This window comes from Modestobacter sp. SYSU DS0290, assembly GCF_054050955.1.
On record NZ_JBJHAI010000025.1, the window covers coordinates 1 to 20831 of the forward strand.

At 73.8% G+C, this 20831-nt stretch carries 20 protein-coding genes; 11 read left to right on the forward strand and 9 right to left on the reverse strand.

Translation table 11 applies throughout. The annotated features are described in order from the left end of the window. Positions 1–186: 186 nt before the first annotated feature. From pgi to ACI795_RS17140, 3 genes are all read left to right on the forward strand, one after another. The gene (gene pgi, locus ACI795_RS17130) at positions 187–1815 is read left to right on the forward strand and encodes a glucose-6-phosphate isomerase (RefSeq protein WP_457076770.1); all 1629 of its coding nucleotides are present in this window, start codon (positions 187–189) and stop codon (positions 1813–1815) included. A 223-nt stretch (positions 1816–2038) separates the two neighbouring features. Next, positions 2039–2899 (forward strand): PspA/IM30 family protein, encoded by an 861-nt coding sequence (locus ACI795_RS17135; RefSeq protein ID WP_457076771.1) that lies wholly within the window; start codon positions 2039–2041, stop codon positions 2897–2899. Positions 2900–3093: 194 nt separating this feature from the next. Further along, positions 3094–3498 carry a hypothetical protein gene (locus ACI795_RS17140; RefSeq protein WP_457076772.1) on the forward strand — a complete coding sequence of 135 codons (405 nt, stop codon included), beginning with the start codon at positions 3094–3096 and terminating at the stop codon, positions 3496–3498. Between the two features lie 4 nt (positions 3499–3502). Here ACI795_RS17140 and ACI795_RS17145 read toward each other — a convergent pair whose 3' ends face one another. Together ACI795_RS17145 and ACI795_RS17150 are read right to left on the reverse strand one after the other, a co-directional pair. Further along, positions 3503–4354 (reverse strand): Fpg/Nei family DNA glycosylase, encoded by an 852-nt coding sequence (locus tag ACI795_RS17145; protein ID WP_457076773.1) that lies wholly within the window; start codon positions 4352–4354, stop codon positions 3503–3505. A 58-nt stretch (positions 4355–4412) separates the two neighbouring features. Next, complete coding sequence (locus tag ACI795_RS17150; protein WP_457076774.1) at positions 4413–5414, reverse strand: zinc-binding alcohol dehydrogenase family protein; 1002 nt, start codon at positions 5412–5414, stop codon at positions 4413–4415. Between the two features lie 141 nt (positions 5415–5555). On the opposite strand from ACI795_RS17150, the gene ACI795_RS17155 reads away from it, so the two are divergent. Next, entirely contained in the window at positions 5556–6137 is a 582-nt protein-coding gene (locus tag ACI795_RS17155) for an antibiotic biosynthesis monooxygenase (RefSeq protein WP_457076775.1), read from the forward strand. A 4-nt stretch (positions 6138–6141) separates the two neighbouring features. On the opposite strand, the gene ACI795_RS17160 is transcribed toward ACI795_RS17155, so the two are convergent. Continuing rightward, on the reverse strand, positions 6142–10728 hold the full coding sequence (locus tag ACI795_RS17160) for an ATP-dependent helicase (RefSeq protein WP_457076776.1): 4587 nt from the start codon (positions 10726–10728) through the stop codon (positions 6142–6144). Between the two features lie 378 nt (positions 10729–11106). Here ACI795_RS17160 and ACI795_RS17165 point away from each other — a divergent pair, with 378 nt between their 5' ends. The 3 genes from ACI795_RS17165 (at position 11107) to ACI795_RS17175 (ending at position 12965) form a co-directional block, all read left to right on the forward strand. Further along, positions 11107–11328 (forward strand): KTSC domain-containing protein, encoded by a 222-nt coding sequence (locus ACI795_RS17165; protein WP_457076777.1) that lies wholly within the window; start codon positions 11107–11109, stop codon positions 11326–11328. Between the two features lie 36 nt (positions 11329–11364). Then, a complete protein-coding gene (locus ACI795_RS17170) occupies positions 11365–12630 on the forward strand; it encodes an MFS transporter (RefSeq protein ID WP_457076778.1) in 1266 nt (421 codons plus the stop codon). A gap of 140 nt (positions 12631–12770) precedes the next feature. Beyond that, the gene (locus ACI795_RS17175; RefSeq protein ID WP_457076779.1) at positions 12771–12965 is read left to right on the forward strand and encodes a DUF3046 domain-containing protein; all 195 of its coding nucleotides are present in this window, start codon (positions 12771–12773) and stop codon (positions 12963–12965) included. Between the two features lie 26 nt (positions 12966–12991). Here the strand turns inward: ACI795_RS17175 and ACI795_RS17180 are convergent, their stop codons facing one another. Beyond that, positions 12992–13849, reverse strand: coding sequence for an NmrA family NAD(P)-binding protein (locus ACI795_RS17180; RefSeq protein WP_457076780.1), 858 nt, complete (start codon positions 13847–13849; stop codon positions 12992–12994). A gap of 104 nt (positions 13850–13953) precedes the next feature. Here ACI795_RS17180 and ACI795_RS17185 point away from each other — a divergent pair, with 104 nt between their 5' ends. From ACI795_RS17185 to ACI795_RS17200, 4 genes are all read left to right on the forward strand, one after another. After that, on the forward strand, positions 13954–14340 hold the full coding sequence (locus tag ACI795_RS17185; RefSeq protein WP_457076781.1) for a winged helix-turn-helix transcriptional regulator: 387 nt from the start codon (positions 13954–13956) through the stop codon (positions 14338–14340). A gap of 201 nt (positions 14341–14541) precedes the next feature. Further along, positions 14542–15576: a recombinase RecA gene (gene recA / locus ACI795_RS17190; RefSeq protein ID WP_457076782.1), complete on the forward strand. Its 1035-nt coding sequence runs from the start codon at positions 14542–14544 to the stop codon at positions 15574–15576. Positions 15577–15584: 8 nt separating this feature from the next. Next, positions 15585–16427: a regulatory protein RecX gene (locus ACI795_RS17195; RefSeq protein WP_457076783.1), complete on the forward strand. Its 843-nt coding sequence runs from the start codon at positions 15585–15587 to the stop codon at positions 16425–16427. 83 nt (positions 16428–16510) lie between these two features. Continuing rightward, the gene (locus ACI795_RS17200; protein WP_457076784.1) at positions 16511–16729 is read left to right on the forward strand and encodes a hypothetical protein; all 219 of its coding nucleotides are present in this window, start codon (positions 16511–16513) and stop codon (positions 16727–16729) included. Between the two features lie 142 nt (positions 16730–16871). On the opposite strand, the gene ACI795_RS17205 is transcribed toward ACI795_RS17200, so the two are convergent. From ACI795_RS17205 to ACI795_RS17225, 5 genes are all read right to left on the reverse strand, one after another. Continuing rightward, a complete protein-coding gene (locus ACI795_RS17205) occupies positions 16872–17300 on the reverse strand; it encodes a hypothetical protein (protein WP_457076785.1) in 429 nt (142 codons plus the stop codon). A 215-nt stretch (positions 17301–17515) separates the two neighbouring features. Then, on the reverse strand, positions 17516–18406 hold the full coding sequence (locus ACI795_RS17210; RefSeq protein WP_457076786.1) for an amino acid ABC transporter permease: 891 nt from the start codon (positions 18404–18406) through the stop codon (positions 17516–17518). Then, on the reverse strand, positions 18403–19050 hold the full coding sequence (locus tag ACI795_RS17215; protein WP_457076787.1) for an amino acid ABC transporter permease: 648 nt from the start codon (positions 19048–19050) through the stop codon (positions 18403–18405). Before ACI795_RS17215 ends, ACI795_RS17210 begins: the two co-directional genes overlap by 4 nt. Positions 19051–19137: 87 nt before the next feature. Then, positions 19138–20028 (reverse strand): glutamate ABC transporter substrate-binding protein, encoded by an 891-nt coding sequence (locus ACI795_RS17220; protein WP_457076788.1) that lies wholly within the window; start codon positions 20026–20028, stop codon positions 19138–19140. Between the two features lie 31 nt (positions 20029–20059). Continuing rightward, positions 20060–20815 carry an amino acid ABC transporter ATP-binding protein gene (locus ACI795_RS17225; RefSeq protein ID WP_457076789.1) on the reverse strand — a complete coding sequence of 252 codons (756 nt, stop codon included), beginning with the start codon at positions 20813–20815 and terminating at the stop codon, positions 20060–20062. Between the last annotated feature and the right edge of the window lie 16 nt (positions 20816–20831).

Consider the following 20831-nt stretch of genomic DNA (forward strand, 5'->3'; position numbering starts at 1 on the left):
CCCCCCCGCGGCGGGCGCCCACCCCCCCCCCCCCCACGCCCGCCCCGGGGGGGCCGGGGGGGCGCCCGGCCCCGCGGGGGGGCCCCCCCCCCCCCCCGGTGCGGCATGCTGCCTGCGCAGCGTTTGTCCGGACCCGGTGGTGCACACCTGTGTCCTGACGGACCTCGGTCGACCCAGGAGGCAGTTTTGGACATCACCGCGACCGGCGAGTGGAGCGCGCTCGCCGCCCACCACGCCGCGATCGAGGGCACCACCCTGCGGCAGCTGTTCGCCGACGACCCGGGCCGGGGGCACCGCCTCACCGGCACCGCCGGCGACCTGCACGTCGACTGGTCCAAGCACCGGGTCACCGACGAGACGGTCCGGCTGCTGGTCGCGCTCGCCGAGCGGGCCGGGCTGCCCGAGCGCATCGAGGCGATGTTCCGCGGTGAGCACATCAACGCCACCGAGGACCGCGCGGTCCTGCACGTCGCGCTGCGCGCGCCCGCCGACCGGGAGCTGGTGGTCGACGGGCAGGACGTGCGGGCCGACGTGCACGAGGTGCTGGCGAAGATGCGCGGCTTCGCCGACCGGGTGCGGTCGGGGGAGTGGACCGGCCACACCGGGCAGCGGATCCGCGCCGTGGTCAACATCGGCATCGGCGGCTCCGACCTCGGCCCGGCGATGGCCTACACGGCGCTGGCCGACTACAGCGACCGGGACATCACCGCCCGGTTCGTCTCCAACATCGACCCGACCGACTTCGCCGAGAAGACGCGCGACCTGGACCCGGCGACCACCCTGTTCGTGGTCTGCTCCAAGACCTTCACCACGCTGGAGACGCTGACCAACGCGAAGGTGGCGCGGGCCTGGCTGCTGGCCTCCGGCGCCGACGAGTCCGCGGTGGCCAAGCACTTCGTCGCCGTCTCCACCAACGCCGACGCGGTCGCCGAGTTCGGCATCGACACCGAGAACATGTTCGGGTTCTGGGACTGGGTGGGTGGCCGGTACTCCTTCACCTCCGCCGTCGGCCTGTCGCTGATGGTGGCGATCGGGCCGGACGCCTACGACGAGATGCTGGCGGGTTTCCACGCCGTCGACGAGCACTTCCGCCGCACGCCCCTGGCGGAGAACCTGCCGGTGCTGCAGGGGCTGCTCAACGTCTGGTACACGAACTTCTTCGGCGCCCAGACCCACGCCGTCCTGCCCTACAGCCAGTACCTGTCCCGGCTGCCGGCCTACCTGCAGCAGCTGACCATGGAGAGCAACGGCAAGTCGGTCCGGTGGGACGGCGAGCCGGTCACCACCGCCACCGGCGAGGTCTACTGGGGCGAGCCGGGCACCAACGGCCAGCACGCCTTCCACCAGCTGCTGCACCAGGGCACGTCGCTGATCCCCGCGGACTTCATCGGCTTCGGCGAGCCCAACCACGACATCGAGGACATGCACGACCTGCTGATGGCGAACATGTTCGCGCAGAGCGCCGTGCTGGCGTTCGGGCGCACGGCGGAGGAGGTCGCCGCCGACGGCACCGCGGCCGACGTCGTGCCGCACAAGGTGATGCCGGGCAACCGGCCGTCGACGACGATCCTGGCGCCCAAGCTCACCCCGGCGACGCTGGGCCAGCTGGTGGCCTTCTACGAGCACACCGTCTTCACCGAGGGCGTGATCTGGCAGATCGACTCCTTCGACCAGTGGGGCGTGGAGCTCGGCAAGGTCATGGCCCGCCAGCTCGCCCCCGCGCTGACCAGCGAGGGCGCTCCGGAGATCGACCAGGACGACTCGACGGTGGCGCTGGTCGAGCACTACCGCCGGCTGCGCAACCGCCCCGTCTGATGAAGGACCCCTCTGCCCCCCCACGCCTCGCAGACTCGGCGCGGGACCCTGCAGAGGGGCCGTTCCCGGCTCACCTTCGCGGTGGGCCGGGAACGAGCGGGACGACGCCCGGGAAGCTGCGGTGGCTGACCTCCGCGCCCGACTGGGACGATGATCGACGACGACGTCGCCCGTGCCGCACCATCCGCCTCCCGGTGGACCGGTGCGCCGGACAGGAGGAGCCATGCCCAACCCGTTCGTGAAGCTGTGGAAGTACCTGACGGCGTCGGCCAACCAGCAGATCGACCAGCGTGCGGACCCCAAGGTCCAGATCGCCCAGGCCATCGAGTCCGAGCAGCAGCGGCACCAGGCGCTGGCCAACCAGGCCGCTGCTGTGCTGGGCAACCAGCGCCAGCTGGAGATGCGGCTGAACCGGCAGCTGAGCGAGGTCGAGCAGATGCAGGCCTCCGCCCGGCAGGCGCTCGTCCTGGCCGACCAGACCCGCGCTGCCGGTGACGCCGCGAAGGCCGCCGAGTACGAGCAGGCGGCGCAGGCGTTCGCCACCCAGCTGGTCAGCGCCGAGCAGGCGATGGAGGACCTCAAGCGCAGCCACGACGAGGCGCTGCAGGCCGCTGAGCAGGCCAAGGGCGCCGTGGAGACCAGTCGCATGCGGCTGCAGACCACCCTCGCCGAGCGCACCAAGCTGCTGTCCCAGCTGGAGCAGGCGAAGATGCAGGAGCGGGTCTCGGACTCGCTGCGCCAGGTCAACGAGCTGTCCGCGCCGGGCAACACCCCCAGCCTCGGCGAGGTCCGGGACAAGATCGAGGCCCGCTACGCCAACGCCCTCGGCCAGGCGGAGCTCGCGCAGGACTCCGTCGAGGGCCGGATGCTCGACGTGCAGAAGGCCACGCTGGACGTGGCCGGCTCGTCCCGGCTCGCCGAGATCCGCGCTGCGATGAGCGGGCAGCAGGCCGTGGGTGGGGGCGGTCAGCAGGCGGTCACCGGCGGTCCGTCGGCCGCGGCCATCGAGCAGGGCACGGGTGCAGTCCCCGGCACCGAGCAGCAGCCGGCCGCCCAGCCGGCGGAGCGCCCCGAGCAGGGCTGACCTCCCGTTCCACGTTCCATCGCCCCGGTGCCGGATCTGGTCTGGCACCGGGGCGGTGTCGTGTCCAGGCTCCGGGCGGCGCCCAGAGGACTCCGCCGCTCAGCCGGCGGCCGCCTGGCGGTCCGAGACCAGGCGGCTCGCCTGGCCGGGGCGTGTCTCCGGGTGGTCGATGAGCGGCGTGGGAACATCCGTCGGTGGGTGGCGGCGTCGAACAACCGCCGTCCGAGGCGTGGACGCTCCGGTCCCAGGCGGCCGTGCGGTGGGGATGGGCTGCCCTGCTGGCAGCCTGTGTGCTGCTGGTCCTGTCCGTCCATGGGCTCTTCCAGGCGTGGAGCACCGATACCGCCCGCGACTGCTTCAGGCAGGGGATGACGTACAGCCGGGAGTACCGACTGGAGCACCACGCGACGTCATTCCCGTTCTCCAACCCGTGCAACGCACACCAGGACCTCGTTCCGGGCTACGTCAATCCGGGCATCGCGGCCGCTGCGTTGACCGGTCTGGTCTCCGTCGGCGGTGTGTGTGCCAGTGAAGTGCGATACCGGCGGTCGCAGCGGACCCGCAGGTACGCCGGGCTGGAGAGCTGGACAGCGCGCTGATGCCTCAGCGGCCGGCCAGTGACGGCGGGTGGTCGCGCTCGCCGGTGCGGGCGGTGGGGTCGATCGGGCTGCGCGCGGCCTGGCAGCGGGGGCACCACCAGGTGACCCGCTCCTGGGTGTCCGGGCCCTGGTCGCCGAGCAGGATCGTCGTCCCGCAGCGCCGGCACGGCCGGCCCTTGCGGCCGAACACCCAGTGGTCCTCCCCGCGCCGGGTGCTGCCGGTGGTGCTCTGCTCGGGGTGGTGCTTGTTGGCCTGCATCAGCGTGCGGGCCCGGGTGACCAGCGCGGCCAGGTCGGGGACGTCGGCCACCCGCGTCCACGGGTGCACGCCGGCGAGGAACAGCGACTCGACCTTGTAGAGGTTGCCGATGCCGGCCAGGTTGCGCTGGTCCAGCAGGGCGACGCCGATCTGCTCGTCGGGGTGGCTGCGCAGGCGGCGCAGCGCCTCGTCGAGGTCCCAGTCGGGTCCGAGGACGTCGGGGCCGAGGTGACCCACGAGCTGTGCCTCGTCGGCGGTGGCGACCAGCGCCAGGTCGTGCAGGCGGTAGCCGACGCACTCCCACTCGTCGCTGGCGAGCACCGCCCGGACGGTGAAGGCAGGGCCGCCCTGCCACTTCGCACCGGGCCGGTGGACGTGCCAGCTGCCGTCCATCCGGTAGTGGCTGCGCAGCGTGCGCCCGTCGGCGAAGCGGATGAGCATGTGCTTCCCGCGCGGCACCACCTCGGTGACGGTGGCCCCGGTGAGGTCGACGGCGGCGAGCTGGGGCACCCGGAGCTCGCCGCGGCGCAGGGTGGCCCCGGCCAGTGCGGTGTTCATCCGCTGGCTGGCCAGCCAGACGGTGTCTCCTTCGGGCACGCGGCCATGATCCCCCGCGCGCTCCGGGCCCGCCGGGGCAGGCGGACCCGGGCGCGGGTCAGCGGTGGACGACGACCTTGCCGACGGTGCGGCCGGTCTCCAGCAGGCGGTGGGCCTCCCGCAGGCCGGCGGCGCTGAAGTCCTCGATGGTGGTGGTCAGCGTCGTGCGCACCCGGCCGGCGTCGACGAGAGCGGCGGTCTCCGCCAGGATCCGGCTCTGCTCGGCGAGGTCCTGGGTGCCGTACAGGGAACGGGTGAACATGAGCTCCCAGTGCCAGGTGATGCTCTTGGACTTCAGCGGCAGCAGGTCCAGCTGCACGGGGTCGTCGATGGCGACGATGTCGCCGAAGGGCCTGACCACCGCGGCGAAGGCCTCGACGTTCCCCGTCGAGTGCGGGGTGAACAGGCGGTCGACACCGGTGGGGGCGAGCGCCTGCACCGAGGCGACCAGGTCGGTGTGGTCGACGACCTCGTCCGCGCCCAGGCCGGTCACCCAGGCGCGCGACTCGGCCTTGCCCGCGCTGGCGAGCACCCGCACCGAGGTCAGCTGCTTGGCCAGCTGGACCATGACCGAGCCGACGCCGCCGGCCGCGCCGAGCACCAGCAGGTCGCCGCTGGAGGAGGCGTCGAGCCGGAAGCGGTCGAACAGCGACTCCCAGGCGGTGAGGGTGGTGAGCGGGAGGGCCGCGGCCTCCGGGAAGCCCAGCGACGCCGGCTTCCGGGCGACGATCCGCTCGTCGACGGCCTGCAGCTCCGCGTTGGAGCCGGCGCGGGTGATGTCCCCGGCGTACCAGACCTCGTCGCCGACCCCGAGCGTCCCGACCTCGGCGCCGACCGCCTCGACGACCCCGGCCGCGTCGTAGCCGAGCACCCTCGGCGCCGCCTGGGGCTCGAGGCCGGCGCGGACCTTGACGTCGACCGGGTTCACCGAGACGGCGTGCACCCGCACGAGCACGTCGTGGGGTCGCAGTTCGGGGACGGGCACCTCGACGTCCACGAGGGAGTCGGGGTCGGAGATCGGCAGGCCGCGGAGGGCGCCGACGGCGCGCATGGTGGTCATGCACGCCATGAACCCGGCAGCGGGGCACCGCATGCCCGGTATCCGACGGAACGACGGCTCGCTCGTCGGAGTGGCCCGCTGTGAGGGGGCCGACAGGGCGGAACAGCCTGGGGTTCGTCGGTGCTGGTGCCCCTCGTGGACGTGACCTCGCGACTGCGGCACCTGACCGGCACCGCCATCACCCGGGAGCCGGCGCACGAGCCGGTCACGGTGACCGTGGCCCGGGTGGTGCGCCCCGAACAGCACGACGCGTTCGAACGGTGGGCGGCCGAGGTGCAGGAGCTGGTCGCCACGTTCCCCGGGCACCTCGGGTCCTCGCTGCTGCGGCCGGGGCCGGCCAGCGACGAGTACCACCTCGTCTACCGGTTCGCCGACGACGAGTCGCTCGCAGCCTGGGAGCGCTCACCGCAGCGGCGGGCCGCGCTCGACCGGGTGCACCGGCTGGTCGAGGACGAGCGGGTGGCCCGCGCGGTGGGCCTGGAGACGTTCTTCGCGGTGCCGCCGCGGCCGGGCCCGGTGTGGCGCAGCTGGCTGCTGACGGTCGCGGTCGTGCTGCTGTTCACCACCAGCTTCCAGCTGCTCGCCGTGCCGTTCGTGGGCGACTGGCCGTGGCCGCTGCGGCTGCTGCTGTCGGCGGTCTACGTCGTGACGGCGCTGCGCGTGCTCATGCCGCGGCTGAGCCGGTGGCTCGCCCCGTGGCTGCAGGGCCCGCGCCGCCACTGACCGGTCAGCCGCGCAGGCGGAGGCCGCGCGGGGTGGCGGCGAAGCCGGCGGCCTGCAGTGCGTCGGTGAGCGGGCCGGCCTGGTGCACCGAGGCGCCGTCGGCCTTCTGCACGGTCATCCGGCCCAACGCGCCGGAGGCGACGGCGCCGGACAGCGCGGTGGCCGCCTCCTTGAGCACCTGCTCGTCCTCGGTCCAGGACAGCAGCGTCTTGCCGCCGCGCTCGACGTAGAGCACCAGTTCGCCGTCGACCAGCACCACCAGGGCGCCCGCCTTGCGGCCGGCCCGGTGGCCGGTGCGGCGGGAGCCGGTGCCCTCGCCGAGGTCGACCGCGTCCTCCTCGCCGCTGGGCCGCTCCGGCCAGGGCAGCGCGGCGCCGTACACGTTGGCCGGGTCGGTCGCGGCCAGCACCACCGCGCCTGCGGGGGCCCGGTCGGGGCTGGCGAAGCTGCGCAGCCGGTCGACGGAGCCGGGGGTGCCGAACTGGGCGGCGCCCAGGGTCTCCACGAAGTAGCCACGACGGGCCCGGCCGTTCTCCTCGAAGGCGCGCAGCACCGGGTACACCGCGGAGAAGCCCCCGGCCACCTGCTCGGCCTGCACCGCCCCGCGGGTGAGCACCCCGTGCCGCTCCAGCAGCGCCTCGGCCCGCGCCGTCGTCCGCTTGGTCGCGTTGGTCTCCAGCGCGGGCAGCGCCGACCAGCGCCCGGCCATCGCCGGTGGGCCGGTGCGGCTGGGCAGCGCGGGGCGGCCCAGCCGGGTACGGCCGTAGCGGGTGCGGTCCAGCCGTGCGCGGGGTGCGGCCGGCGCCTTGCGGTGGGTGCCGCCGCCGGCCAGCCGGGCGCGCAGGGGAGCGAGGGTGTCGTTGGTCAGCGCGCCGCTCCAGACCAGGTCCCACACGACGTCCGACAGCGCCTGGTCGTCGGTGGACCCGACCCGGTCGGACAGCGACCGGAAGAACAGCGCCTGCCCACCGGCGAGCTCCTCGAGCACCTGCTGGGCCACCCCGCCCTCGAGCTGCGCACCGCCCGGGGGCTCGGGCAGCAGCAGCGGGGCGAGGTCGGCCGGCACCAGGGTGACCCACCCGTCGCCGCCGGAGAGCCCACCCGCGCCGGCCCACAGCACCTCACCGGCGCTGGTCAGCTCGTCGAGCATCGCGGGGGAGTAGTCGCGCACCCGCGAGGGCAGCACCAGTGACTCCAGCGCCGACGCCGGCACCAGCGCGCCGGCCAGCTGCTCGACGACCGCGAGGACGCCGTCGACGCCGCGCATCCGCCCGCCCACGGACTGCCAGGAGGGGGTGAACCGGGCCAGGGTGCCGACCGGGACCGGCTCGACCTCCTGGCGCAGCTTGGCCAGCGACCGGCGCCGGATCGACCGCAGCACCTCGGCGTCGCACCACTCCTGGCCGACCCCGCCGGGCCGGAACTCACCGGTCACCAGCCGCCCGGTGCCGACCAGCCGTTGCAGCGTCGCGGTGACCACGGCGACGCCCAGGCCCAGCCGGGTGGCGACGTCGGCCGGCACGAACGGCCCGTGCGTGCGGGCGAAGCGGCCGACGAGGTCACCGAGCGGATCGGCGACCGGCTCGGTGAACGCCTCGGGCACCCCGACCGGCAGGGCGGTGCCCAGGGCATCACGCAGCCGCCCGGCGTCCTCGATCGCGACGTACCGCTCCTCGCCGGCGATGCGGACGACGATCGCCCGGCGCGAGGCGACCAGCTCGGCCAGCCACTCGGCCGGCACGCCGCGGGGTGCGGCTTCGGCGACGGTGAGGTCGCCGACGCCCCGGAGCAGGTCGCTGGCGCCGTCGACGTCGCGGGGGTGCCGCTCGGCGGGCAGGCGCTGCAGCTCGGTTTCCACCTCGGCCATCGCGTCACCGTCCAGCAGCTCGCGCAGCTCCGAGCGGCCCAGCAGCTCGGCGAGCAGGCCGGTGTCCAGCGCGAGGGCCTGCGCGCGGCGTTCGGCCAGCGGCGCGTCGCCCTCGTAGATGAACTGGCCGACGTAGCCGAACAGCAGCGACTGGGCGAAGGGGGAGGCGGTCTGGGTCTGCACGTCGACGACCCGGACCCGGCGGCTGCGGACGTCGCGCATCAGCTCGACCAGGCCGGGCACGTCGTAGACGTCCTGCAGCACCTCCCGCACCGCCTCCAGGGTGATCGGGAACGAGGAGAACTCGCTGGCCACCGAGAGCAGTTGTGCGGCGCGCTGGCGTTGCTGCCACAGCGGGGTGCGGCGGCGGGGGTCGCGGCGGGGGAGCAGCAGGGCACGCGCGGCGCACTCGCGGAACCGGCTGGCGAACAGCGCGGAGTTGCCGACCTCGGCGGTGACCTCGCGTTCGACGTCGTCGGGGTCGAGGATCGCCAGGTCGGCCTCCGGCGCCTCGCCGGTGGTGTCGGGGAGCCGCAGCACGATGCCGTCGTCGGAGTGCATGGAGGCGACGTCGACCCCGTACCGCTCGCGGAGGCGGGCGGCCAGCACCAGCGCCCAGGGGGCGTTGACCTGCGCGCCGAACGGGGAGTGGACGACGAGCCGCCAGTCGCCGAGCTCGTCGCGGAACCGCTCGACCAGCATCGTGCGGTCGTCGGGCAGGTGCCCGGTGGCCTGCTTCTGCTCGGCGAGGTAGGCGAGCAGGTTGGCCGCACCCCAGTCGTCGAGGCCCGCGGCCCGAGCGCGCTCCGCGCCGGCCTCGGGGGTCGCGGAGCCCACCTCGCGCAGGAACGCACCCAGCGCCCGGCCGAGCTCCAGCGGGCGGCCGAGGGTGTCGCCGTGCCAGAACGGCATCTTCCCGGGCAGCCCCGGCGCCGGGCTGACCAGCACCCGGTCGTGGGTGATCTCCTCGATCCGCCAGGACGAGGAGCCCAGCAGGAACACGTCGCCCACCCGGGACTCGTAGACCATCTCCTCGTCCAGCTCGCCGACCCGCTTGCCTCCCTCGCCCTGTCCGGAGACGAGGAAGACGCCGAACAGCCCGCGGTCGGGGATGGTGCCGCCGCTGGTGACCGCCAGCCGCTGCGCGCCGGCCCGGGCGGTGAGGGTGTCGGTGACCCGGTCCCAGGTCAGCCGCGGCCGCAGCTCGGCGAAGGCGTCGGAGGGGTAGCGGCCGGCGAGCATGTCCAGCACCGCGTGCAGCGCGGAGTCCGGCAGCGAGGCGAACGCCGCCGACCGGCGCAGCACCCCGGCCACCTCGTCGACCGTGCGCGGCCGCTCGGACACCATCGCCACGATCTGCTGCGCCAGCACGTCGAGCGGGTTGCGCAGGTAGCGGGTGGACTCGATGGCCCCGGCGCGCATCCGCTCGGCGACGACGGCGCTCTGCACCAGGTCGCCGCGGAACTTGGGGAAGATGACGCCTTCACTCACCGCGCCGACCTGGTGGCCGGCGCGGCCGACCCGCTGCAGCCCGGAGGCGACGGTGGGCGGGGACTCGACCTGCACCACCAGGTCGACCGCGCCCATGTCGATGCCCAGCTCCAGCGACGAGGTCGCGACGACGGCGGGCAGCTGGCCGGACTTCAGCGCCTCCTCGGTGACCGCCCGCTGCTCGCGGGAGACCGAGCCGTGGTGCGCGGCGGCGATCGGGCGGACCTCCGGCGGCAGCCCGCCACCGGCGCCTGCCTGGGCCATCAGCTGGGCGGGGTCGGCCCCGTGCGGCAGCGGCTCGCCCGTCGTCCGCTCGTGGTGCAGCTCGTTGAGCCGGCTGGTGAGCCGCTCGGCCAGCCGGCGGGAGTTGGCGAAGACGATGGTGCTGCGGTGCGCCTCGATCAGGTCGAGCACCCGTTCCTCGACCGCCGGCCAGATCGACGTCCGCGGCTGGTTGCCCGCCGCCGACCCCTCCAGCTCGCCGGTGGGCTGCCCCAGCTGGGACATGTCCTCCACCGGGACGACGACCGACAGGTCCCACTGCTTGCTGGCCGGTGGCGCGACGATCTGCACCGGGCGGCCGCCGGCGAGGAAGGTGGAGACCTCCTCGATCGGGCGCACCGTGGCCGACAGCCCGATCCGCTGCGCCGGGCGCTCGAGCAGCTCGTCGAGCCGGTCCAGGGAGACCGCCAGGTGCGCGCCGCGCTTGGTGCCGCAGACGGCGTGCACCTCGTCGACGATGACCGTCTCCACCCCGCGCAACGCCTCGCGCGCCTGGCTGGTGAGCAGCAGGAACAGCGACTCGGGGGTGGTGATCAGGATGTCGGGCGGACGGCGGGCGAAGGTGCGCCGTTCGTCGGCCGGAGTGTCACCGGAGCGGACCCCGACGCTGATCTCCGGGCGCGGCAGCCCCAGCCGCGCGGCCGCCTGCCCGATGCCGGTGAGCGGTGCGCGCAGGTTGCGCTCGACGTCGACCGCGAGCGCCTTGAGCGGGGAGACGTACAGCACCCGGCAGCGGGCCAGCGGGTCGGCCGGGGGCGGCGTGGCGGCCAGCCGGTCCAGGGACCAGAGGAAGGCCGCCAGCGTCTTGCCCGAACCGGTGGGGGCCACCACCAGGGCGTGCTCGCCGCTGCTGATCGCCGACCAGGCGCCTTCCTGCGCGGGGGTGGGGCCGGCGAACGCGCCGGTGAACCACGCCTGGGTGGGCGTGGAGAAGCGTTCGAGGGCCGACACGCCTCCAGTCTCCCCGCGGGTACGACAGTTCGCCGTCCCCGCCCGCACGGATCCGGTCGGGGCCAGCGCCCTCCGGGCAAGCGCGGGGCCCGGTGGACAGCCCCCGGTGGCCAGCACGGCAGCCAGCACGGTGGCCGCACCGGCCAGGCGTCCGGTCAGCAGCCGCGCCTGCCCCGGGCCGGGCGCTCCCCGTGGCCCGCCCGGTGGACCAGGAGTCCCACCCGTCGGTCGGTGCCGCCTCGCCCTCCTCGACCAGGTCCGCGACGGCGCGCACCGCGACGGGGCGCGTGCGGCAGGCCGGTCGACAAGGGGATTCGTCGACGGCGCCCGAGCCGGAGCACACTGGTGGAACTACGCCGGTGTGGTTCTGGGGGACCGATGAGACGGGCACACGTGCGGTCGTCCAGCGTCCGGTCGGTGGGCTACGACCTCGACCACCGGGTGCTGGAGCTGGAGTTCGTCGACGGCGGGGTCTACGACTACCTCGACGTCCCTCCGGAGGAGGCGCTGGCCATGCTGGAGTCGGCCAGCATCGGACGGCACGTCAACCGGGAGATCAAGCCGCGCTACCGCTGCCGCGTGGTCCGCTCTGCGGCCTGACCGGGACCGCCCGACGGCTGCGGCAGACTCCTCGCCGTGACCGTGCCGACGACGATCCCCGACCGCGCGGCCGTGCAGCGACGCACGGTCGCCGTCCTCTCCGGCGCGGTGGCGCTGGGCGGGCTCGGGGTGACCGTCGGCATCACCGTGGGTGGGCTGCTCGCCCGTGAGGTCGCCGGCAGCGACGCCGCCGCCGGGCTGGGCCAGACCGCGAGCGTGCTGGGGGCGGCGCTCATCGCCGTGCCGCTGGCCCGGGTGAGTGACCGCGCCGGCCGGCGGGCCGGCCTCGCCCTCGGCTACGCGGTCGCCGTGCTGGGGGCGCTGGTCGTCGTCGCGGCGGCGGCGCTCTCGTCGCTGGCGCTGCTGCTGCCCGGCCTGCTCCTCTTCGGTGCGGCCACGACCAGCGGCCTGCAGGCGCGGTACGCCGCCGCGGACCTGGCCGAACCGGAGCACCGGGGTCGGGCGCTGTCGCTGGTCGTGTGGGCGACCACCATCGGCTCGGTGCTCGGGCCCAACCTGGCCGGTCCCGGCGACGACCTCGGTCGGGCCCTGGGTCTGCCCGCGCTGGGCGGTGCGTTCGTGCTGCCGGTCGCCGTGTTCCTCGCCGTCGTCCTGGGTGTGCTGGCCCTGCTCCGCCCCGACCCGCTGCTGCTGGCCCGGCGGCTCGCTCCGACCGCACCCGCCGCGGGGCCGGCGCCCCGCGCCGGCGCCCTCGGTGCCGTGCGCGCGGTCTGGGCGACGCCGGACGGCCGGCTCGGGATCACCGCCGTCGTGGTGGCGCACTCGGTGATGGTCGGGCTGATGGTCATGACGCCGGTGCACATGGGTGCCGGAGGCGCGCACGCAGACGGCACCACGCTCCGGGTGATCGGCCTGGTCATCAGCGTGCACGTCGCGGGGATGTACCTCTTCTCCCCGCTGGTCGGCTGGCTGGCCGACCGGTTCGGCCGTTCCGCGACGGTGGCGCTGGGTGGCGGCCTGCTGCTGCTCGCTGCGCTGGTCGCCGGCACCGCCCCGCCGGGCGCCGCCTGGCAGCTGGGCATCGGGCTGTTCCTGCTCGGGGTCGGCTGGTCGTGCGGCCTGGTGGCCGGCTCGACCCTGGTCACCGAGTCGGTCTCCGAGGAGCTGCGCCCGACCGCGCAGGGGGCCACCGACCTGCTGATGGGGCTCGGGGCTGCGCTGGCCGGGGCGGTCGGCGGGCCGCTGCTGGCCGGCGGGGGCTTCGGGCTGGTGGCGGCGGTGAGCGCGGCGCTCGTCGTCCCGCTGGTGGTGGTGTGGGCGGCTCAGCGCCGGTTGCGGTAGCTCCGCCACATCAGGACCAGCCAGGCGATCAGCGCGCACACGATCGCGATCTCCAGGACGGTGTCCCAGGTCGGGGAGCCGGTGCTCGGGACCATGCGCCGAGGGTAGTCCGGTCACCGCCGGCGGGTACCGTGCTCGCCGTGCGTCTGCAGGAGTTCTGGTCCCGGATGGAGCAGCAGTTCGGCTCGATGCGGTCGCAGAGCGTCGTGCGCGACCACTCGTTCGGTGCCCTCGGCGGGCGGACGGCGGCCGAGGCCATCGAGGCCGGCGTGCCCGTGCGCACCGTCTGGCTGGAGATCTGCAAGGAGTACGACGTCCCGCCGAAGGACCGCTGAGGCCGCTCCGGCGGGACGCCGGCGGATCAGGAGCCCAGGACCGTGCGGGCGTACTGCTCCAGGGTGGTCGGTGCCCGGCCGATGAGCCGGTGCAGGTCGGTGCTGCCGGTGTCCAGCGCGCCCTGCGCGATCGACTGGTCCAGCGCCACGACGAACCCGGCGGTGGCCTCGGGCAGCCCCGCCTCCACCAGCGTGCGCTGGTGCTCCTCGGGGGAGAGGTCGCGGTAGACGACGTCGCGGCCGGTCTGCGCCGCGACGACCGCGGCCAGGTCGGCGAGGCTGAACGCCTCGTCACCGCCGAGCTCGAGCACGCCGGTCTCCGGCTGGTCGGCGGTGAGGACGGCGACCGCCCCGGCCGCGTAGTCCGCCCGGGTGGCGGCGGCGATGCGCCCGCTGCCGGAGCTGCCGGTCAGCTCCCCGGTGTCGGCGGCCTGCTGGATCTGCTGGTCGTAGTTCTCCAGGTACCAGTTGTTCCGCAGCACGACCGCCGGGATCCCGGACTCGGCGATGAGCCGCTCGGTGGCGATGTGCTCGGGGGCCAGCGGCAGCGGGGTGTCGTCGGCCCGCGTCGCGCTCGTGTAGACGACCAGCTGCACGCCGGCCGCCTTCGCCGCCTGCAGCACGTTGCCGTGCTGGGCGACCCGCTGGCCGACCTCGCTGCCGGAGACCAGCAGCAGCCGGTCGGTGCCCTGCAGGGCCGCCTCGAGCGCGGCCGGGTCGGCGTAGTCGGCCTGGCGCACCTGCACCCCGCGGTCGGCGAGGTCGGCGGCCTTGGCCGGGGTGCGGACGACGGCGACGACCTCGGCGGCGGGCACGCCGGCGTCGAGGAGGCCGAGGAGGGCGAGCCGGCCGAGGTGGCCGCTGGCTCCGGTGACGGTGATCACGAGATCCTCCGAGAGGTGGGTGCTGCGTCGGTGACGCTAACTAATCGTTAGTGCAGTCCGTTCGCACCGTACACTCGGGGTCCGCACCGGAGAGGAGGGGTTCCGTGGAGCAGACGGTCGAGCAGCTGGTCGCCGACGTCTTCCGGCGCGCCTGCACCTCGCGCGAGGCCCTCGAGCACGTCACCGGGAAGTGGTCGCTGCTGGCGCTCTCCGCGCTGGCGGAGTCGCCGCACCGGTTCGGCGAGCTGCGCCGGCGGATCGAGGGGGTCAGCGAGAAGATGCTGGCCCAGAGCCTGCAGACCCTCGAGCGCGACGGCTGGGTGCACCGTGAGGTGCGCTCGTCGATCCCGCCGCACGTGGAGTACCGGCTCACCGAGGCCGGCGTGCAGCTGGTGCCGCACCTGCTGGCGCTGATCGAGTTCGTCGAGGGGCGGATGCCCGCGGTGCACGCCGCCCGGGCCGTGGCGGACGAGGCGCGCGCAGCCCGCTGAACCGGCGCCGGGGTCCGCTGGTGGGGCGCGTGTGGCGCTGCGGCGGCGTGTCGCTGGCTTCGAACACCTGTTCGGTCTACCGTGTCCACAGGTCCGGTGCTCGTCCACAGATGACGTCGGCCCGGCGAAACTGTCAGACCCCCGCCCTAGCGTCGGCGACGACCCGCAGACAGCGCACAGCGACACCCGAAGGTGGCCACCATGGCAGCAACCCTGGACCGCGACAAGGCCCTCGACATGGCCCTCGCTCAGATCGACAAGCAGTTCGGCAAGGGCTCGGTCATGCGCCTCGGCGACTCGCCCGAGGTCGCCATGAAGGTCATCCCGACCGGCTCGGTCGCGCTCGACATCGCCCTCGGTGTCGGCGGCCTGCCCCGGGGCCGGGTCGTCGAGGTGTACGGCCCCGAGGCCTCCGGTAAGACCACCGTCGCCCTGCACGCGGTGGCCAACGCCCAGGCCGCGGGCGGCATCGCGGCCTTCATCGACGCCGAGCACGCGCTCGACCCCGAGTACGCGCGGTCGATCGGCGTCGACACCGACGCCCTCCTGGTCAGCCAGCCCGACACCGGTGAGCAGGCGCTCGAGATCGCCGACATGCTGATCCGCTCCGGTGCCCTCGACATCATCGTCATCGACTCGGTCGCGGCCCTCGTGCCCCGCGCCGAGATCGAGGGCGAGATGGGCGACAGCCACGTCGGCCTGCAGGCCCGGCTGATGAGCCAGGCGCTCCGCAAGATCACCGGTGCGCTGAACAACTCCGGCACCACCGCGATCTTCATCAACCAGCTGCGCGAGAAGGTCGGTGTGGTCTACGGCTCGCCGGAGGTCACCACCGGTGGCCGGGCACTGAAGTTCTACGCCTCGGTCCGCCTCGACGTCCGCCGCATCGAGACCCTCAAGCAGGGCACCGAGGCGGTCGGCAGCCGGGTGCGCGTGAAGATCGTGAAGAACAAGGTCGCTGCCCCGTTCAAGCAGGCCGAGCTCGACCTGCTCTGGGGCCACGGCTTCAGCCGCGAGGGCGGTCTCATCGACATGGGTGTCGAGCAGGGCTTCGTCCGCAAGTCCGGTGCTTGGTACACCTACGAGGGCGACCAGCTCGGCCAGGGCAAGGAGAACGCCCGCTCCTTCCTGCGCGACAACCCCGACCTGGCCGACGAGATCGAGAAGAAGATCAAGGAGAAGCTCGGCATCGGTGTCGTGGCCGAGGCCCCGGCGGCCGAGCCGGCCGACTTCTGAGTCCGGCCGTGTCCGACTCGCTGTTCAGCAGCGACGGGCCGGCCGAGGAGCACGCACGGCCGGCCGGTGGGGAGACCCACCGCGCCGGCCGTCGTCGTCCCGGGCGGTCCGACGCCGGCCGATCGGGCGCCGGTGACCGGGGTTCCCGGCGTCCCCGCGGCGAGCGGCGCACCCGACCCGGCGATGACGAGGCCCCCGGTCACTCCGACGGCGAGCACGCCGATCCCGCGCAGGCCGCCCGGGCGATCTGCCTGCGCGCGCTGACGGGTGCGTCGAAGACCCGCAAGCAGCTCGCCGACCTGCTGGCCAAGCGCGAGATCCCCGACGAGGTCGCCGCGGCCGTGCTCGACCGGTTCACCGAGGTCGGGCTGATCGACGACGCCGCCTTCGCCGCCGCCTGGGTGAGCTCCCGCCAGTCCGGTCGCGGGCTGGCGCGCCGGGCGCTCGCCGCCGAGCTGCGGGCCAAGGGCGTGGACGGCGAGGTGGCCGCCGCGGCGGTCGCGGAGGTCGACCCGCAGGACGAGTGGGACGCCGCCCGGCGGCTGGTCGAGCGGAAGCTGCCGTCGATGCGCCGCCTGGACCGGGTGACCGCCGAGCGCCGGCTGGTCGGCATGCTGGCGCGGAAGGGCTACGGCGGCGGGCTGGCCGGCTACGTGGTCCGGGAGGCGCTGGACGCGCTCACCGCCGAGCTGCTGGCCGAGGACGAGCGCCTCGATGACGGCGCCGCGGACGCCCCGGACGACGGCCCAGGCCGTGTCGGGTCCGGTCCCGAGGTGGGGGAGGGGCAGGTGCGTGGGCTCCGTCGCCGCGCGGCACAGCCGGGCGACGTCTGGGAGGACCACCTCCCCTGACCTCCCAGGTGGTTCCCGGTGCGGTCGCCGGGGCACGTCGGGGTCAGCAGCCCCGCTGGTGGGCAGTCGAACGGAGGCCGTTGGTGGAGTGGGTCCTGGTCCTGGTGCCGACCGTGGTGGTGATCGCCGCCGTCGTGTACCTGGGGAGCCGCCGGCGCCGCTGGGAGCGGATGTCGGAGCCGGAGGTCCCCAGCAACGACCCGCCGGGTCGTGGCACCGGCGCGGAGATGCAGCCGCCCGATGCCCGTGGCGCGGTCAACAAGAACAGCTGGATGCTCGGTGGGGGCGGCTCCGGCGGCTGACGCACAGCCGGAACGCCGATGAGGCCGGTACGACGTCCAGGACGTCGTACCGGCCTCATCGGCATCAGCCCCTCGTGGTGTGGGCACAACGCTCAGTGCGCGGTGTCCGAACCCGCCGCCTCGCGGGGCCGGACACGTCGGGTCAACGCGGGCGCGGGACGAACGCGCCGGGGGCGCGGTCCAGCCAGGCGGTCACGTCGACCGCGACGCCGTCGGCGGCCTCGTCGTCGGGCACCAGCCAGCGCCGGCTGCGCTGCTGGCCCGCACCCAGCCACTGCTCGATCGAGGCGTCGAACTCCGACATGGACAGGTACTTGCCCAGGTCCGGGGAGACCACCGGCCCCAGGAAGGTCACGTCGCTCTCCCGCCCGCCGGGGTAGCGCAGCACCACCCGGCACCGGGAACGGCGGTGGCGGGCCGGGGGCACGGCCTCGCGGACGATCGCCTCCTCGGCGCCGGCGGCGGCGGCGAAGTTCGCGGCGGACGTCCGGAGCCGGTTCACGAACAGCTGCGAGGTGTGGTCCAGGTCGTAGTCCATGTCGAACCTCGCGGCGAGGGGGGAGGCGGTCACACCCCAGTTCTCGGCAGGCCGGGACCGCGACCCCACCGGCGGGAGTTGCCAAGCCGCCGGCCGCAGTACGGCGCGGTCTGACGTTCCGGACCGGCTCGTTCCGGTCGGGGGAGCGTCGCGGACCGCTCGGGACGCCGAGGGCCCGCACGCCAGCGGCGTGCGGGCCCTCGGTGGGTCGGTCGATGTCCGGTCCGCAGGTGGCGGGGCGACCGGCCTCAGGGAGCGCCTGCGCCGGCGCCCATCTGGTCCGCCGGCTCGGCCTTCACGGCCTTGCCGCGCCCCTTGCGGTTGCTGTTGGTCCGCCGCTCCAGGTACTTGGCCAGCATGGACAGCAGCACGTTGATCACGATGTAGATGAGTCCGGCCGCCACGTAGAGCTGGAAGCTGTACCGGTTGCCGAACTCGAAGGTGAAGAACTCGACGAGCTGACGGGCCTGCCGCAGCAGTTCGAGGTAGCTGATGATGAAGCCCAGTGAGGTGTCCTTGAGCAGGACCACCAGCTGCGCCACCAGGACCGGCAGCATCCGCCGGGTCGCCTGGGGTAGCAGCACGAGGGTCATCACCTGGGTCTTGCGCAGGCCGAGCCCGAGGGCCGCCTCGCGCTGGCCGCGGTCGATCGACAGGATCCCGGCGCGGAAGATCTCCGCGAGCACCGCCATGTTGTAGAGCACCAGGCCGCCGGTGAGGGCGGTGAAGGCGCTCAACCGGATTCCGTACTTCGGCAGCACGAAGTAGAGCGCGAAGATGACGACCAGCAGCGGGATCGCCCGGAAGAACTCGATGAGCGCCGCGACCGGGACCCGGATCCATCGGTGCTCGGAGAGGCGCCCGACCGCCAGCAGCAGTCCCATCACCGTCGCGAAGACCATGGCGACGGCCGCGACCTGCAACGTGCGCAGTAGCGCCCGGCCCAACGCCTGGGGCACTCCGCTGCTCGGGTCGAAGAGGATCGCCCAGCGGTCGGCCTCCAGTTGCCCGTTGCCGGCCAGCCGGACGAGCACGAAGGCGATGATCGCCAGGATCAGGGCGGCGCCGACGACCGTGCCGATCCGGCTGCGCGCCCGGGCCCGCGGGCCCTGGACGTCGAAGAGCACCGGCGTGGTCATCGCAGGATCGCCACCCGTCGCTCGATGCGGTGCACCGCCAGCGCCGACGGCAGCGTGATGACCATGTAGCCCACGACGACCCCGATCAGGATGGCGGTGAGGTCAGGAGCGCTGGCGTTGACCAGCCGGGGCAGCAGCGAGCTGAGTTCGCTGACCGAGAACCCGGCCGCGATCGAGGTGTTCTTCACCATCGCGATCAGCACGTTGCCCAGTGGCGGGACGACCGTCCGGAACGCCTGGGGGAGCACCACCTGGCTCAGCGACTGGCCGAAGGTCAGCCCCAGGGCGCGCGCTGCCTCGGCCTGGCCGGGGTTCACCGAGTTGATGCCCGAGCGCAGCGCTTCGCAGACGAAGGCGGCGGTGTACAGGCCGATCGAGAGCACCGCGCCGGGGAAGAAGTCGATGGCGAAGTCGATCTGCGGCAGCCCGAAGATCATGAAGAACAGCACGACCGTGAGCGGGGTGTTGCGGAACGTCTCGACGTAGAACGTGGCCAGCCCGCGCAGCGGTGCGATCGGGCTGACCCGCAGCGCCGCCAGGAGCGTGCCGAGGACCAGGGCCACCAGGCCGGCCAGCACCGACAGGCTCAGGGTCGTGAGGAAGGCGTCCCAGAAGAGGTCGAAGTTGTCGATCAGGAACTGCACCACGCCTCCTCTGAGGGCGAGCGGCGGCGAGGCGCCGGCGGACGGGGGTGGGCCCGCCGCCGGCGCCTCGCCGGGGTCAGCAGGGGATCAGTAGCGGTTGACAGCCGGCGGCTCGGGTGCCTCCGTGCCGGTGATGGCGCCGGCGGTGCGGTCCCAGGCCTCGGCCCAGGAGCCGTCCTCGTAAGAGGCTTCCAGGACGTCGTTGATGAAGCTGCGGAACTCGTCGTCGCCCTTCGCCAGCCCGATGCCGTAGGGCTCCTCGGTGAACGGGTTGCCCACCAGCTCGAACTCGTCGGGCGCGCCGGCGACCAGGCCGGTGAGGATGACGTTGTCGGTGGTGACCGCGTCGACCTGACCGTTGCGCAGCGCGTCGGCGCACTTGGAGTAGACGTCGAACAGCGTCAGCTGCGCCTCGGGGTAGTTGGTGCGGATCTCCTCCGCGGGCGTCGAGCCCTCGACCGAGCAGACGTTCCGGCCGGCGAGGTCGTCCGGTCCCTCGATGCCGAGCGGGTTGCCGGCGGCGACCATGATGTCCTGCCCGGCCTCGTAGTACGGGCCGGCGAAGTCGATCAGCTCCTTGCGCGTGTCGTTGATCGTGTAGGTGGCCACGACGATGTCGACGTCGCCGTTCTGGATGAACGACTCACGGTTGGCCGACACCGTCTCCACCCACTCGATGCCCGACGCGGGGATGCCGAGCTCGGCGGCGATCAGCTCGGCGATCTCGACGTCGAAGCCCTCGGGCACTCCGTCCGGGCCGGCCAGGCCGAAGCCGGGCTGGTCGAACTTCGTGCCGACGGTGATCGTGCCGGCGTCGGCGAGCTCGGCCATGGTCGTGCCCTCGTCGAACGAGACGTCGTCGGCCACCTCGGCGCTGCCGCCGGCCGCCTCCTCGGTCTGGTTGCCGGCCTCGCTGGAGCAGCCGGTCAGCACGATGCCCAGGGCCGCGAGGCCTGCGGCGTAGCGGGTGATGCGCATGAGGGGGTCCTCTCGTCGGTGGTGCGGCGGGTCAGTGGTTGAGGATCTTGGAGAGGAAGTCCTTGGCCCGGTCGGAGGACGGGTTGGTGAAGAACTCCTCCGGGGTGGCGGACTCGACGATCCGGCCGCCGTCCATGAACACGACCCGGTTGGCCGCCCGGCGGGCGAAGCCCATCTCGTGGGTGACCACGACCATCGTCATGCCGTCGCGGGCCAGCCCGGTCATCACGTCGAGGACCTCGTTGATCATCTCCGGGTCCAGCGCGGAGGTGGGCTCGTCGAAGAGCATCACCTTCGGGTCCATCGCCAGCGCACGGGCGATCGCGACCCGCTGCTGCTGGCCGCCGGACAGCTGGGCGGGCACCTTGTCGGCCTGGGCGCCCACGCCCACCCGGTCGAGCAGCTCACGGGCCCGCTTCTCGGCGTCGGCCTTCGACTGCCGGCGCACCTTGATCGGCCCGAGGGTCACGTTCTCCAGCACGGTCTTGTGCGCGAAGAGGTTGAAGCTCTGGAAGACCATGCCGACGTCGGCGCGCAACCGGGCCAGCTCCTTGCCCTCCTCGGGCAGGCGCTGGCCGTCGATGGTGATCTCGCCCTGCTCGATCGACTCCAGCCGGTTGATCGTGCGGCAGAGCGTCGACTTCCCCGACCCGGACGGGCCGATGACGACGACCACCTCGCCGCGGTCGACGGTCAGGTCGATGTCCTGCAGGACGTGCAGTTCGCCGAACCACTTGTTGACGCCGGACAGGCGGACGAGAGGCTCTCCGGTCGGACGTTCGGTCACGGGGAGGGACCCTAGG